We start from the raw sequence: 15,012 nt of genomic DNA, 5'->3' as shown, positions 1-15,012 counted from the left end.
ACCGCCCATGAACCCACCGCACACCCTCGCCCTCGACATCGGCACCCGGTACGCCCGGCTCGCCACCGCGCGGCGCGGCGCCGGGCCGCCGCTTCCGGTACCGCTGCCCGGTGACGTGCCGGGCGAGGGACTGCCGCTCTCCGCAGCCGTACGTGACCGGCCCGCCGCCGAACGCGACCGGCTCGTCGCCGCGCTGCGCGAGGCGTACGGCGTCTACCTCGCCCGATACGGTCCGCCCGCCGGGGCTGTGGTCGTCCTGCCCCGCCGCTTCGCGCGTGCGCTGTCAGGCCCCGCGACGGACGCCCTCGCCGAGGTGGGCTGCCCACGGGTGCGGGCGATCGGCACCGCGCACGCCCTGCTCGCCCTGGTCCGGCACACCACGGGCGAGGCGGCCGACACGGGGGAGTACCTCGTGTGCGACGTCGGGGCCCGCTTCGTCGACGCCGCACGCTGCACACTGAGCGGCCCTTCGGTCCTTCTTCGCGCCACCGCCGAGGAGACGGGCCCAAGTGGCCTTCTGGGAAGGGAACTTGACGCGGTACTCCTCGCCGCCGCCGGCCTGCCCGACGACGAGGAAGGGCATCGCCTGCTCGCCGCCGTGCGCAACGGCGACCCCGACGGCCGCCGACTGGGGCTCGCCGTCGGCCGGGCCATGAGCCGCCCCGTCCCCTTCGACGACACCCTGGTCTACCGCCTGGGCGAGAGGGACATCACCGCGGGGACCGTACGGACGTCCCTCCCGCCGCTGATCGACGCCGTACGGCGGGCCTTGGCCGAGGTCGCCGCGCCGCCCGGCGCCACGGAACAACCGCCCCTGCTGCTCGCCGGAGGCCTGGCCCGGCTGGAGCCGCTCACCCGGCGGTTGGGCGAGAGCCACCGGCTGGTTTCGCTGCCCGCGGACGTGGACGCCGGGTACGCCGCGGCAGCCGGCGGCGCCCTGGTGGCGGCGGGCCTCGCCGACCCCTGCGACCGCTACCCGTACGCCGTCCGCGTCAGTACCCACACCCGCAGGGCCGGCCGACTGCACACCGAGGTGCTCGAACTGGCCGCCCCCGGGGTCCTGGAGCCGGGCGGCGCCACCGTGTTCGCCGCGCGGGACGGCCGGCCGGCCGAGGTGCTGCCCGAGGCGGCGGCCCGGCGTCCGCTGCGGATCGAGGCCGTCGGCCCCGGCGGCCGCCCGGTCCCACTGCCGGACGTCGCGCTGCCCACCGGCACACCGGACGGGCTCTGCCGGGTCGGTGTCCGCGTCGGCGCGGACGGGGCGGCGGACCTTGTGCTGCGCCCGGTCGCGCAGGGCCCGGACGCCGAGACCCGCCTTCCGCTCGGCCCGCTGCCCGTCCCGCCCGAAAACTGATCCGTCCCACCTCCCCGTCCCCACCGCCCCCGTCCGCACCGCCCGCCGTGTCCGAGGAGCTCTCATCCGATGAACAAGCCGTCGCCACGCCCGAGGCCGGGAGGAACGCGCGCCCGTGCCGTCCACCGTGCCGTCGCCGGGCTCGCCGCCCTGGTGCTCACGGCCCTGGCCGCCGCGGCGTCCGGGACGACTCCCGCCGTAGCCGGTCCGGCAGCCGATCCGACCCGGGCCGGATCGGCGCCCAGCCGCTCCGAGATCTACTCCGAGCTCGGCCTTGACCAGGTCCCCGCCGACTACGTCGTCCTGGTGGATGTCTCGGGTTCGATGCTGAACAAGGGACGGTACTCGTCGGTCCGGTCGGCGCTGCTGCCGTTCCTGACGGGTCTCTCGCCGCAGGACTACGTCGCGCTGTTCACCTTCGGAGACAAGGCCGAGACGGTCTATCTGGGCCACCCGTCCGACCCGAAGGGCATCATCGGCAGGCTGCCCGCCCAAGCCGGTCCCTCGGGTGTGCGGACCGACATCGGAGCGGCCCTGGACCGCGGTCTGACCGAACTGGAGCGGCCCGACGCCGCCGAGGTCGGCTCCGTGGTGATGTTCACGGACGGCAAGCACGAGCCGCCGAAGGGCTCCAAGTACCCCAAACCCGACGGGCCGGCCTGGAACGCGCTGCGGGACCGGGCCGACAAGCTGGCCGACGGGCACGAACTGGCCGCCTACTCCCTGCCGCTCGCCACCGACGAGTCCGGCACCGCGCAGCTGGCCGGCATCGTCCCGAACACCAGTGAGCTGCGGCCGGATTCGGTCCAGAGCCTCTCCGAGTACCTCGGACGGGCCGCCGAACGGGCCCGGGCGCGCAAGGCCGCGCGGCTGATCGCGCAGGACGCGGGCAAGGGCGTGACGGCCACGTTGTCGCCCGCCGAGGCCCTCGACCTGGACGGCGGCGGTGCGGCGGCCACGCTGACGCTGACCGCCACGACCCAACGGCTGCCGCTGACCGTGACCGGCCTCAGGGCGACCGTGAACGGACAGCCGCTCACCGTCACCGGCCTGCCGGACCAGGTGTCCCTGAAACCGGGCGCGGCACGGCAGTTCGACGTCCAGGTGCGCGGCGAGCCCGACTCCGGCTGGCCGCCGGTCCGGCGGACCTGGGAGGACGAGGTCGGCCTCACCGTGCACGGCAAGGTCGCGACGCCCTGGGCGGCCACGCTCGACGACGTGAAGTTCGAGGTGCCGGCGGCGGTGGACGGACCGGCGAAGGGGCTGCGGCTACGGGCCGAGGTCGGCTCGCAGCTGACCCTGCCCCTGCTGATCGGCGTTCCGGCGGCGGCCCTCTTCGCGGCCCTGCTGCTGTGGCTGCGGCGCAACCGGGCGGTCCTGAGCGGCGTACTGGTCCTGTCGCCCCCGCATGGCGACGGCCCGCAGGACCACATCGTCCTGCGCGGGCGGCAGTTGGCGCTCGTGCCGCCGCAGATCGGCGGCCGCGGCCGTGTGTACGGCCGACGCTTCCGGGCGGCCGACGGCCGGCGCGGGGTCGCGTTGCACCTGCGCTACAGCCCGGACGGCACTGCGGCACGCAGCGCGGACGCCGTCTGCCGACCGGGCGAGGAAGTCATGATCAACGGCATCGGCTTCGCCTACCGGCAGGACCTCGACGGGCAGCAGTCGCCGGCACTGGGAGTCGCCGGGGTGCCCGCCCCCCTGCCGATCCCGCGGCCCGGTTCGCTCCCTGCCGACCAGGACGGGCCCTGGCGCAGCGCCCCGCCACCACCGACGGCGCGGTCGGACCGACCCGCCCCCTCGGAACGGGACCTGCCGTGACCGGCCTCACCCTCAACGTCGCCGCCACCCGGGTCGGCACCCATGCCCTGGGGCCGGGACGCCGGTCGGTGGTGTGGGTGCAGGGCTGCCCGTTCCACTGTGCGGGCTGTCTGGCACCGGAGTGGATCCCGGACCGCCCCGCCCGCCACGTGGATCCTGCCGAGCTGGCCGAGGAGTTGCTCGCCGATCCCGGTGTGACGGGCCTGACGCTCTCCGGCGGCGAGCCGATGGCCCAGGCCGCCGGGCTCGCCGCGCTGGTCCGCGCGGCCCGCGTACGGCGCGACCTCTCGGTGATCTGTTTCACCGGCCACCGCCTGGACCGGCTGCGCTCGCACCCGCCCGAGCCCGGGGTCACCGAGCTGCTCGGCCTCCTGGATGTGCTGATCGACGGCCGGTACGTCGCCGGCCTGGACGACGGCAAGGGGCTGCGGGGCAGCAGCAACCAGCGCGTCCACCACCTCACGCCCCGGCTCGCGGGATGTGGATACGACTTCACGGGCCGGCCTCGTACCGCCGAGATCACCGTCGACGGGACCACCGCCCTGCTGGTCGGAGTCCCCCCTCCGGGACTGCTCGCCGCCTTCGACTCCGCGGTGGAGGAGGCCCGTTCGCGACTGCCCCTTCCCGAGACCCCCGACGCGACGCCCCGGCATCCCCGGGCCCGGATCGCGGCCAACCGACCAGGTAAGGACGACTGAGCATGAGCGGCAAGAAGCGCATCCTGGTGGACGAGACCGAGTGGTACCGGGCCCAGCGGGCGGCCCAGAACCTCAAGCAGGTCCGGCGCGACGTTCCCAGACTGCTGGAGGAGGTCCGGCGGCAGACCGAGGCCGACCAGGCCCGCACGCGCGCCCAGTTGGAGGAGCGGGCCCGCCGGACCGAGCAGGCGCTCTCCGGCCTCGCGGCCCACACCCAGCGGCTGGAGCGGGACACCGGACGCAGGCTGCGCGAGCAGTCCGAGCGCCTACAGCAGGAGCTGCGCGGCACCGCGGACCGTCTCGAACGCGACACCCGCTCCATGCTCGCGGAACAGCGCGCGGCCCTGGAACGCGAGCTCGCCGCCGAACGCGACCAGCGTCGCCGCGACATCGCCGACCTGACCGGACGCGTCGACGAGATCGCCGGGAACCGCGAACGTGCCGCGGCCGCAGCCCGGGAATGGCTCGCCGACGGCGCCACCATGGCCGAACTCATCGCCACCACCCTGCCGCACGAACGGCACGCCCCGGGCAGGCTCGACCGACTCCGCCTGGACCTCGACACGGCGCGGCGCAACAGCGACGCCGGCCAGTACGAGGCCGCACTCGCCCTGTCGCAGAGCGCCTACCTCGACCTCAGCGAACTGCGTCTCGACGTCGAGCACCGGGAGCTGGAGCGGCGGCTCGCCCAGGACACCGCCACCGACGCCCTGGTCCTGGTCGAGACCCTGATCACGCAGAACGAGGTCAGGCCGGTCATGGGCCCCGACGGCCGGCCGCTGCCCGGGGTGGAACTCGACGTGGACCGCTGGTCGGAGGGCGAGCTCGAAGAGCTGCGGGGGCAGGTGGCCGAGCGGCTCTCCCGGGCCAGGGACGATGCCAGGACCGCCGCTGAACAGCGCGAACTGCTCGCCGAGGCGGCGGACCTGGAGGAGCGGCTCGGCGAGGTCGTGGACCGGGCCGGCATGCAGCTGCTCGCCTCACAGCTCCGCGTGAATCTCGTCGACTCGGTGGCCGGGACGCTTTCCCGGATCGGCGGCTACGAGCTGGTGGACGGCGAGTACCAGGATGAGGACGAGCGCCGCTCGTACCACGCCGTCCTCGAGCACATGACCGGCAACAAGATCGTGGTGCAGGTCCTGCCCGCCGCGGACGGTGAGACCGGGCAGATCCTGCGCGTCCTCTCCTACGACTACGACACGACCGCGGAACACGAACTCCGGGGCCGGGTCGAGGCGGTACGGCAGGCACTCGGGGAGGAGGGGCACCCGACCGGGGCGCTGGAGAGCGAGCCCGGCGTTCCGGAGCCGCGTGAAACCGACCTGAACCGGTTCCGGAAGAGGGCCGGCGGCGCCTCATGACCGGCCGGCTCGGCTCCCGCTTCGCCGACCTGCGGCTGAGCGTCGGCGAACCGTTCACCGTGGTGTTCGGGCCCGGCGTGGACGACACCTTCGTCGGCACCGACTACCGGGAACGGAACCTGGACGCGGCGCTGTGGCACCTGCTGCGGGCCCACTCCTGCGCGTACGTGGCCTACAGCTCCCAGCGCCGGCCCCTGTACTTCCTGGACCCGGACTCCGAGGCACGGTCCCGGCCCTCCGGCCGCGCCCAGGCCGACGCGCCGCCGCGGACGCCGACGGAATCGGCGGGCTCCGCAGGGCCGGAGCTCATGCGCCATCCCAGACTGCGCGGACCACTCGGCCGGCTGGTGGTCCGCCCGCCCGCGGAGGAACGGAACGCCGGGCCCGCCGAGACACGGAACGTCTCCTTGGCCGCGGACCGGACCGGCTCGCCCGCCGAGCCCGGGCCGCCGCGGGCCTTCTCCGACCCGTTCACCGTCATGACCCTCGCCGGATACCTGGCGAATCCTCCGGACCGTTCGGCCGTGGTGTTCACCGAGGCGGAGAGCACCCTGCGGCACACCGAGGCCACCCGCCCGCTCAACACCTTCTTCAGCGACTGGGCCCGGCACGGCGACTACGACCAACCGGTCGTCCTGGTCTTCGCCCGTCCGACGTTCGACGCCTGTGTGGAGTACGTCGAATCGCTGCACGGTTACCCCGGCCTGACCGACCGGCTGCGTCGGCGGTCCACGCCCTCCGTCCGCGTCGGCTATCCCGACGAGGCCGAACTGCACCGCCTCGTCCAGCGGTTGCGACTCCGCCACGGCCTGCGCATCGGCGACTGGCGCGAACTGGACACCGTGGTCCGAGCGATGGCGGCCCAACCGCTCACCGTGAAGAACTGGCGCAGTCACCTGCTGTCCCTCGGCGACACTCCGCTCAGCGGCAAGGAGCTGGCCGCGCGCGGCTGGCTGCCCCGCTCCGGCAGTCCAGGGGCGGGGGCGCCCGGCGGCCGGCACGCGCGCCCGGCCCACGAGCAGTTGGCCGACCTGAAGGGTCTGGAAGAGGTGAAGACCCATCTGGAACGGTTGCGCAAGCGGATCAACGCCGAACGGCTGCTGCGTAATGACGGGCGCGGCACGGACGCCGAAACGGCCTCACCCCACCTGCTGTTCGCCGGTTCGCCCGGAACCGGGAAGACCACGGTGGCCCGGCTCGTCGGCGAGATGTACCGGGAACTGGGTGTGCTGAGCCGTGGCCATGTGGTGGAGACCAAGCTCGAGGACCTGACCGCCGGCTATGTCGGACAGACCGCCGGACACGCCAACTCAGTGGTGGATCAGGCCTTGGACGGGGTGCTGTTCCTCGACGAGGTGCACGGCCTGAGCGGCGAGGGCGCCAGCTTCCTCCCGGAGGTCATCCGGGCCCTGCTGACCCGAATGGAGAACGACCGCCACCGGCTCGTGGTGATTGCGGCCGGATACCCGGACAGGATCGACGAGTTCCTGGCCACCGACCCCGGCCTCGTCCGCCGGTTCGGCGAGCGCATCCCCTTTCACGACTACCCGCCGGACGTGCTGCACGCCATCCTGCTGAAGTCCTTGGCGAAACGCGGCCTGCGCTGGGACGAGCCGTTGGCCGATCAGCTGCTAAAGGTCGCCACCGAGCTGTACGTCACACGCCGCCCCGACTTCGGCAACGCCGGCACCATGCGCGACCTCGGCTCGAAGATCTTCGCCGAGTGGGCCAACCGGATCGACGGCGACACCGAGCAACCACTCACCGTCGATGACCTGCCGGACAAATACCGCGCCCTCCTGTCCCCGCCCGCCCCCGAGAACGACACCCTGCTGTCCGAGCTGGACGACATGGTCGGCCTCGACTCGGTGCGTGAGACGCTCACCGACCTTGCCGAGGTCATCCGGCTCCGCCAAGCCCGCGGCCAGAGTCTGCCCGATCCCCCGAATCTCCTGTTCATCGGGCCGCCCGGTACCGGCAAGACCACCGTGGCGCGGGCCACCGGCAGGATGCTCCGCGCCCTCGGACTACTGCGCACGGGCCATCTCGTCGAGACCACACGTGCCGACCTGGTCGCCGAGTACGTCGGCCAGACCGCGCCCCGGGTCCGCGAAGCCGTGTACAAGGCCCTTGACGGGGTGCTCTTCATCGACGAGGCATACAGCCTGACGGCCGGTGCCGGCATCCAGGGCGCCGACTTCGGCAAGGAGGCCGTGGACACCCTGGTCAGCGAGATGGAGAACCGGAACGACCGGCTCTCCGTGATCGCCGCGGGTTATCCCCGCGAAATGGACGCTTTCCTGGACAGCAACAGCGGTCTGGCCTCCCGCTTCACGCACCGCGTGGAGTTTCGGCCGTACACCACCGAGGAGCTCGTCGAGATTCTGCGCCGAAGGGCTGCGGCCCAGGACTACGTCCTCACACCTCAGGCCGCCGAGCGGGCCGGGCCGTGGTTCGACGAGCGACGTCGCGCCAACCCCCACGGGTTCGGCAACGCCCGCGAGGTACGCCGCCTCCTCCCCGCCATGGAGGCTCGACTCGCCCGCCGTCTCCGAACCGACCCCAACGCCACCGACCACTCCACGTTCACCGCCGACGACGTCCCGCCCCCTGGCCGCTGACCGCCGGAAGATCAGGCCGCTCCGGCGTTCGCGTCTGCGTCCCTCTCCTCCAGCGCCTCCCGAAGCACCCGATCGATCCCGGCGAGGCGTTGCTCCACATCGGCGGCGACGCGGCGCGCCCGTTCAAGTGCCGTCCTGCGCTTGGCGAGCCGGTCCTCGCGACGTTCGCCGATGTCGCCGCCGTCGACGCCTTCCCACGCGGACAACGCCTCCGCCAACTCCCGGTTCGCCCGCGCGTATCGCTCCCACTGCGGAATCCGCTCCCCGAGCTCGGCACGGACCGCTTCGAGGTTCCGGTGCGACTCGTCCAGCTCAGCGGTGACCCGGGCCAGCTCCCGCTTCTTCGCGGTGAGCCGCTCGTCGCTCTCCTCGGCCAGGCGCACCGCCTCGCGGGTCTGCGGTCCGAGCGCGTCCAGCTGGTCCTTGCTGAGCCGCACCAGCGCCCCGCAGTCCGCGGCCAGAACCTGCTCGGCGGAGGTGTCCCGGGAGCGCAGCACCTCCAGGCGCTCGTCCACCACCTGCTGTTGTCCGCTCAGCGCGTCCAGCGTGTCCACCAGGCGTTCGAGGCGGCGAAGGTCCTCGATGCGCTCCCGCAACTCCGCGTGCTCAGCGAGGCGTTGGCACAGCTCGTCCTCGGTGTCGGCAAGCCGTTTCAGTGCCGTTCGGTCGTCCCGAACCTGTCCGTGGAGCGCGGCGAGCTCGGCGAGCTTCTTGTCCAACTCCTCCGCCAGCCGCTCTCCGGGCCGGGCGGCGGCCACGAGACGAGGAACCCCGGCGGCCAGCGCAGGGACCTCCTCCAGCACGTCGAACAGACCGAACAGCCCGTCGAGTGCGGCAACGCCGTCGTCATCCCGTATCCCCGCGAGCGCCTGCGCCGCACGACGCAGCGAGGCTCCGAGCGCCGAAAGTGCGGCTTGAGCACCGGAACCGTCCCCGAGTGCACCGGGGTCGTCCGTAGCCGGCATCCACGCCCCCCGCTTCCCTGTTCACACCGCTGTCCGAAGCAGCGTAGCGCCGAAGTTCCAGCCGGTGGGCGTACTTGCCCGCCCCTGTCCCGTACCCCCTTTCGATGACGCGAATGCCCCCCCTGCTCGCATCCGAATTCTCCTGTGGAGCAGGCCGGTTCGGATCTAGACTGCGCACCCAGTGTCCGGGCCTCGTCGTGCGGACGAGGCCGAGGGTGGAGGGGGACCCGTGAGCGAGCTGGTGCGCTTCGAGGGGCCGGAGGGCTCCGAACTCGTGGTGGAAGTCGCCGACGACACCCCGGGCCTTGAGCTGATCTCACGCCGTGAGGACGGCATCGTCGAGGCCCGGCGACGGCTTCGGGAGTCGCTGGAGTCCACACTGCCCACCCTGCGGTCGGTCGTGGACACCGCGCTCGCCCTCGCCCCGCAGGAGATGGAGATCGACTTCGGCATGAAGTTCACCGCGGAGGCCGGTGCCGTCGTCGCGAAGACCGCGGCGGAAGGGCACTTGGCCGTACGGCTGCGCTGGACGCGGCCCGAGAGTGCGCCGGCTCAGCCGACGAGCCCGGGGAACTGACGAGTCGTGGCCGTCAGCCGGGAACAGCCGCCCTGGCTGGTCAGCATTCGGCGCGAGTCCCCCGACGGCCCGGCGCACGGAGTCGGCGTCATGTGCGGACCACGCCACGTCCTTACCTGCGCCCATGTGATCGGGCGGGGCGCGGAAGCGCCCGTCGGCCCGGTGTACGTCCGGTTCCAGCACGTGCGGCAGGTCGAGGAACTCAGGGCGACCGTGCTGCCGGACGGCTGGCATCCGGTCACCGAGGCCCGCACGGGGGACGTGGCCGTCCTGGAACTCGCGGGTGACCCACCGCCCGGCGCCGAGCCGGCCCCCCTGTGCACCACGGAGGCCGGGATCTGGCATCACCGGTTCCGTGCCTATGGCTACCCGAAGAAGCACGCGCGCGCCGGTATCGGGGTGCGCGGCGAGATCGTCGACCACGCGGGCGACGAATGGCTGCTGCTCGAACCGCGGGCGGGGTGGGCGCCGGAACCCGGCTTCTCCGGGGCACCCGTGTGGGACGAGGACGGCGACGCGGTGATCGGCATCCTCAACGCCCGGGAACGCGGCGGCGACTCCGGCACGAGCAGCACCACGTACGCGATCAAGACCGAGGCACTGCTCCGCTACTGGCCCCCACTGGCCGAACAGGTGCGGGAGCAGGCCGCGGACAAGCTGCGGGCCCGCATCGAGGCACGGCTCGCGTTGCCGCTCACGGCATCGGGGGAGCTGCCGCGCGTCGGCGAGGTGGATCCGTACCACATCGGAGTGACCCCCTCCACGTACAGCGGGCGCCGGACCGAAGGCGACCGCACCGACACGTATGTCGCGCGCCGCAGGCCGGACGCGCTCCTGGAGGAGGCGCTGGACAGCGCCCTCTCGGCCGAACCGGACGGCACACGGCTGCTGCTGCTCGTCGGCCCGTCGAAGTCCGGCAAGTCCCGGACACTGTTCGAGCTGCTGCGCCGCCGGATTCCGCGGGCTCGGCTCCTGGTGCCCGCCGCCGACCGGACCGCGCCGGAGGATCTGTCCCGGCTGCGGCTGCCGGCCGGCGGCGACCCGGTCGTCCTCTGGCTGGACGAGCTGGATCACTATCTGCGCCCCGGCGGACTCAACGTCCAGGTCCTGGAACGGTTCGCGCAGGAGGAGCCGCCGGTCGTCGTGGTCGCTTCCATGACCTCGTTACAGCGGCAGGCACTCTTCGACCGCGCGGACGACCAGGGTCGGCTCGCGCGCAGTGTGCTGCGCCGGGCCCGCGAGGTGGAGCTGCCGCAGCGGCTCACCGACGAGGAGCTGGCGGAGGCCGCCCTCCACTACCCGGACGAGGACTTCGCGGCGCGGGGCATCGGGCAGATCCTGGTGGCCGCGCCCGAACTGGAACGGCGCCTGACGCACGGCTTCGACAGCTGCCCGGAGGGGTGGGCGGTGACCCGGGCGGCGGCGGACCGCTGGCGGATGGGCCTGCGCGGCGCGGTGTCCGAGGCCGCCCTGTTCCGGCTGTTCCGCGGGTACATGAGCGACGCGCACCCGGCACGGGACGCGGACGAGGGCGCGTTCCGTGCCGGGCTCGCCTGGGCGCGCGAGACTGTCGCCGGCCAGATCGCCCTGCTCCATCCGGCCCGGCCCGCGACCCCCGCGGTCACCGAGGACAGCACGCCGGGCGACGGACCCGCACAGCGGTGGTACGCCATCTTCCCGTACGTACCCGACTATCTGGACACCCGGACCGACGACTCGGGCATGACGGTCCCGGGCTTCGCCTGGCAGCTCGCCCTGAACGGCGGCGCAACCGTCGGCACCGAAGGCCTCGGCGCCACGGCAGCCCTGAGCACCGACCTGCTCACGGTCGCCGTCACCGCGGTCGTACGCGACGAGCTGGACGTTGCCGTGGCCGCGCTGCGCCGGGTCCGGGAGGTCGGCGCGGACTCGGACGAGGCCGCCTGGGCAGCCGTGATGCTCGGACAACTGGAGCTTGCCCGCAGCGAGTTCGAACGGGGCCGGGAGTGTCTGGAGGCGGCCCTCGAGTCCGGGGTCCCGGACGTGGTGCCGCTGGCTCAGGTCGAGCTGGGCGGGGTGCTGGTGGCCAGCGACCGGGAACGGGCCGGCGAGCTCCTACAGGCGGCGATGGGCTGCCGCAACCGGCAACTCGCGCTGCTCGCCCAGGTGTACTTCTCGGGACTGCTGATCCTTCAGGGGGCGCACGAACGGGCCTTGTCGCTCCTGGACGACGTGCTGGCCGCGGGGGACGACGAGGTGGCCGGCCTGGCACAGACCCGACTCGGCGGGATGCTCGCCGACGAGGGGGCTCCCGCCGCCCTGGGCGGTACCCGGAAGCAGGACCCGGCGGGCAGTGGAACCGAACTGCTGCGGCCCCGAGCGGCCCGCACCGGCGAGGTACCGGTCCCGGACAACAGCTCCTGGACGCTCTCCCGCACCATGAACGCCTCGGTGACCGCGCCGATCACGGAGTTCGCCCGGACGAACATGAGCTGGATCCTGGCCAATCAGGGGAAACTCGACAAGGCGGAGGAGCTGCTCCGGGAGGTGATGGCCGGCGGCCACCCGCTGGCCGCACCGCTGGCCTGCGCCAGCCTCGGTGACCTCTTGGTGGAGTGCAACCGGCCGAGCGAGGCAGGCCCGTTGCTCGAGAGCGTGCTGGACGCCCCGGCACCGCTGGCGTGGCCGCTGGCCCAGGTCGCACTCGGGCGACTCCTGGTCAGCGGGGACGAGGACCAGGAGCAGGGCGCCGAGCTGCTGCGTGAGGTGTTCCGGTCCGGTCACCCGGCCCATGCGCCGCGCGCCGCCCATGTCCTGGGCTGCTGGCACGTCGCGCACGGGCGAGCGGAGCACGCGGAGTACCGGCTCGGCCAGGCCATCGCGTCCGGCCATCCGGACTGGGCGCCGCTCGCCGAACTCGCCCTGGCCTCACTCGCTGCCGGGCAGGGCGCCACGGACCGGGCGGAACAACTGCTCGCCGCGGTCGCCGCCAGGCCGTGGACGAACGCCCCGTACGCCTTGGATCAACTGGGCGATCTGCTGGCCGAGGAGGAGCGGTACGAGGAGGCCGAGGCCGCCTACCGACAGGCCATCGCCTCCGGCCATGAGCACTGGTCCCAGCTCGCTCGCGTAGACCTCGCGCTCATGCTGGCGAGGACGGCCGACCCGGCCGACCCGGACGACGTCGCCGCGTTCCTGGAGCTGCTCGCACAGGCCGCGGCCTCCGGACACCCCGCACAGGGTCCACGCGCCGCGGAGTTGCGTGGCGAACTGTTCGCCCTGTTGGACCGGTACGAGGAGGCCGAGGCCGCCTACCGGCAGGCCATCGACGCCCATCATGACGAGTGGTCCCACCTCGCCCGGATCCACCTGGCGCTCATGCTGTCGGACTTCGTCGACCCGGACCAGCCGCACGGTTACGCACCGGTGGCGGAACTGCTCATCGAGGCCATGGACGGACCCCGTACGGCGCTCGCCACGTGGGCGCAGTCGCTGCTCGGCCAGGTCCGCATCGCCGAGGGCGACCGCCCGGAAGGACTCCGGCTGCTCAGGTCCGCCGTGGAGGCCGACGTTCCGGTGTCGTCCGACGCGGCCCGGCTCTTCCTGGCCATGGACTTTCTGGATGACGGGCAGGACCGTGACGACGGTGGGGAGGCGGCCGAGGCGCAGGCCGCGGAACTCCTTGAGCAAGTTCTCCGCGGGGAGCCGTCGGAGGTCACCGAAGTGGCGCGGACGGTCCTCGGCACACTGCGCCTTCGCCAGGGCGATCACACGGCCGCACGGCAACTCCTGGCCGACGGCGCGGGATCCGGCGCCTCGGAGGCCGCCGCCGACAGCTTCCTCGACCGGGGTGAGTACCTCCTTGAGGTCGGGGAGATCGAAATGGCCGCCGAACTCCTACAGGCGGCGCTGGACATCGGCCACCCGGACAGCGCACCCCGGGTCGGTCTGCTGCTCGGGGTGACCTATCTGGCCCAGCGCAGACTGGAGGCAGCCCGGGACCGGCTCGCCGAAGCGGTGGAGTCGGGCGACCCTGACGTGGAGCCCCAGGCACGGCGGTATCTCGGAAGCACACTGGCCCAGCTCGGCCGGTCGCAGGAGGCGGAAGAGATCCTGCTCCCGCTGGCCGCGGCCGAGGAGCGCCCGGAGCGCCCGCAGGCCTTGCTGTTGCTCGCCCAGCTCGCCGTGGTCAGCGGGCGGCTCGCCGAGGCGGCCGACCGATTCGAGCAGGTGCTCGCCGCCGCCGACCCGGAGGCGGCGGCCGAGGGCCGGATGGCGTACGCCCAACTGCTGCGGGAAACCGGCCGCTGGGACCGCCTCGCGGAGATCCTTTCCGTGCCCGCGGACACTCGCCCCGCCCCGGAGACCGCCCCTGCCCCGCACCCCGCGGAACCCGTCCTGACCTCACTGGTGTTGGTCCTGCTCGGCGATGTCGCCTCGGCCGAACAGAAGTGGCTCGAGGCTCGCCACTGGTACCGCCGCGCCCTCGCCGCGCCCGACAGCGACCAGGCACAGCACCGCGCTCGCGCGGCCCTCGGAAACCTCCCCGATTAGGCCGTTCGCCCTGGAGGGCCCGTTCGAGGACGTGCTCGACCATGGTGGCGTCACGCGTCTGTGTGCGCAGTCTCCGGGGCGTCCCGTCAGCACTCGATGATGTTGACCGCGAGCCCGCCCCGCGCCGTCTCCTTGTACTTCACCGACCTGTCGGCGACTGTTGATCACGGGCTTGACCTGCGAATTTGAGAAGAGCAGGCTCGCCTTGAGTCACCTCAGGGACTTCTTGCCGAGGGCTGCCTACAAGGTGTCCGAGGTGCGTAGCATGCCTGCGGGAGTCGGGGCGTTGTGTTCGTGCAGGCATCGACCCCTTTGCCGGACCCCGCCCTCGTAATGCGTAGGTCTCGGGTTCGAATCCCGGAGGCGGCTCCGAGGTGAACCGTAGGTTAGGTCGCTGACCTGCGGTTTCTTCGTTTTCTTGACCTTGGAATGTGCGTGCCGAGGGCGTCTTGTGACTGTGTATGGAATGCGTAGGTCGGAGGCGAGGGGGGCGGCGGTGAGGAAGCCGGTACCGTCGCCGACAGTGACCAGCATGGTGGCGGCGGTCCTGACCGCGACCCCTGGAATCGAGGTCAGGACCTTGGGAAGAGGGTGCGCCTCCGGCAGGGCCTCGATCTGGGACTCCAGGGCCCGGCGCTGTTCATGGACGGCGGCGAGCGAGTGAGCGGGCCAGGGACGGGATCACGATGTCGAGGGTGCCGGTGTCCGGGAGCACGATGGTCTGTTCGTCGAGCGCGTCGAAGGCGTCGTCGATCAGCCGCCGGGCCATGCGCGGGGCGTTGGGTCGGATCAGCTCAACGAGCCCGCGACGGTCGGCCTTTCGCAGCGGACCGTGCTGGTCGGCTTCGACCAGGACCTCGCGGCTGAGGTCACCCGCATCTCCAACCGGACAGGCGGCCTGGTCACCCACGACAGGTGTCGGATCTGTGCTTCTCGTCCCGCATCCCGGTCGGTGTTGTCCCGGCACACTACTTCACCTGTGAAGAGCCGGACTGAAAAGAAAGCATCCTGATTTCGGAAGGATTCCCAGGGCTACCGTGGGTACCGGCGGGAGGGAACGGTGACCGGATCATTCCATTGGA

At 72.6% G+C, this 15,012-nt stretch carries 8 protein-coding genes and 1 pseudogene; 7 read left to right on the top strand and 2 right to left on the bottom strand.

Annotation, left to right across the window (positions count from 1 at the left end; translation table 11 throughout):
* The first annotated feature begins 7 nt into the window (after positions 1 to 7).
* The 5 genes from KUM44_RS36875 (at position 8) to KUM44_RS36855 (ending at position 7,855) form a co-directional block, all read left to right on the top strand.
* The gene (locus KUM44_RS36875; protein WP_217214127.1) at positions 8 to 1,354 is read left to right on the top strand and encodes a hypothetical protein; all 1,347 of its coding nucleotides are present in this window, start codon (positions 8 to 10) and stop codon (positions 1,352 to 1,354) included.
* A 69-nt stretch (positions 1,355 to 1,423) separates the two neighbouring features.
* Positions 1,424 to 3,175, top strand: a complete 1,752-nt coding sequence (locus tag KUM44_RS36870; RefSeq protein ID WP_217214126.1) for a VWA domain-containing protein — start codon at positions 1,424 to 1,426, stop codon at positions 3,173 to 3,175.
* Positions 3,172 to 3,873 carry a 4Fe-4S single cluster domain-containing protein gene (locus KUM44_RS36865; RefSeq protein WP_217214125.1) on the top strand — a complete coding sequence of 234 codons (702 nt, stop codon included), beginning with the start codon at positions 3,172 to 3,174 and terminating at the stop codon, positions 3,871 to 3,873. Before KUM44_RS36870 ends, KUM44_RS36865 begins: the two co-directional genes overlap by 4 nt.
* Positions 3,874 to 3,875: 2 nt before the next feature.
* The gene (locus KUM44_RS36860) at positions 3,876 to 5,234 is read left to right on the top strand and encodes a hypothetical protein (RefSeq protein ID WP_217214124.1); all 1,359 of its coding nucleotides are present in this window, start codon (positions 3,876 to 3,878) and stop codon (positions 5,232 to 5,234) included.
* Positions 5,231 to 7,855 (top strand): AAA family ATPase, encoded by a 2,625-nt coding sequence (locus tag KUM44_RS36855; RefSeq protein ID WP_217214123.1) that lies wholly within the window; start codon positions 5,231 to 5,233, stop codon positions 7,853 to 7,855. The genes KUM44_RS36860 and KUM44_RS36855 overlap by 4 nt, the downstream gene beginning before the upstream one ends.
* Positions 7,856 to 7,866: 11 nt before the next feature.
* On the opposite strand, the gene KUM44_RS36850 is transcribed toward KUM44_RS36855, so the two are convergent.
* The gene (locus KUM44_RS36850; protein WP_217214122.1) at positions 7,867 to 8,820 is read right to left on the bottom strand and encodes a hypothetical protein; all 954 of its coding nucleotides are present in this window, start codon (positions 8,818 to 8,820) and stop codon (positions 7,867 to 7,869) included.
* A gap of 229 nt (positions 8,821 to 9,049) precedes the next feature.
* Here KUM44_RS36850 and KUM44_RS36845 point away from each other — a divergent pair, with 229 nt between their 5' ends.
* A complete protein-coding gene (locus KUM44_RS36845) occupies positions 9,050 to 9,397 on the top strand; it encodes a CU044_2847 family protein (protein ID WP_308402812.1) in 348 nt (115 codons plus the stop codon).
* Positions 9,398 to 9,403: 6 nt separating this feature from the next.
* Entirely contained in the window at positions 9,404 to 13,930 is a 4,527-nt protein-coding gene (locus tag KUM44_RS36840) for a tetratricopeptide repeat-containing serine protease family protein (RefSeq protein ID WP_217214121.1), read from the top strand.
* A 477-nt stretch (positions 13,931 to 14,407) separates the two neighbouring features.
* Here the strand turns inward: KUM44_RS36840 and KUM44_RS36835 are convergent.
* Positions 14,408 to 14,756 (bottom strand): annotated as a pseudogene (locus KUM44_RS36835) (transposase); the annotation flags it as partial.
* Between the last annotated feature and the right edge of the window lie 256 nt (positions 14,757 to 15,012).

Origin of the sequence: Streptomyces sp. AC550_RSS872 (assembly GCF_019049285.1) — a bacterium.
GTDB lineage: Bacteria > Actinomycetota > Actinomycetes > Streptomycetales > Streptomycetaceae > Streptomyces.
Note: the sequence above shows the minus strand (reverse complement) of the source record. Positions and strands in the feature narration are given on the sequence as shown.

What these genes read in the sequence shown, in the direction of transcription:
- KUM44_RS36875 (WP_217214127.1), top strand. Translation starts at nt 8, where the DNA reads ATGAACCCACCGCACACCCTCGCCCTCGACATCGGCACCCGGTACGCC.
- KUM44_RS36870 (WP_217214126.1), top strand. Translation starts at nt 1,424, where the DNA reads ATGAACAAGCCGTCGCCACGCCCGAGGCCGGGAGGAACGCGCGCCCGT.
- KUM44_RS36855 (WP_217214123.1), top strand. Translation starts at nt 5,231, where the DNA reads ATGACCGGCCGGCTCGGCTCCCGCTTCGCCGACCTGCGGCTGAGCGTC.
- KUM44_RS36850 (WP_217214122.1), bottom strand. Translation starts at nt 8,820, where the DNA reads ATGCCGGCTACGGACGACCCCGGTGCACTCGGGGACGGTTCCGGTGCT.
- KUM44_RS36860 (WP_217214124.1), top strand. Translation starts at nt 3,876, where the DNA reads ATGAGCGGCAAGAAGCGCATCCTGGTGGACGAGACCGAGTGGTACCGG.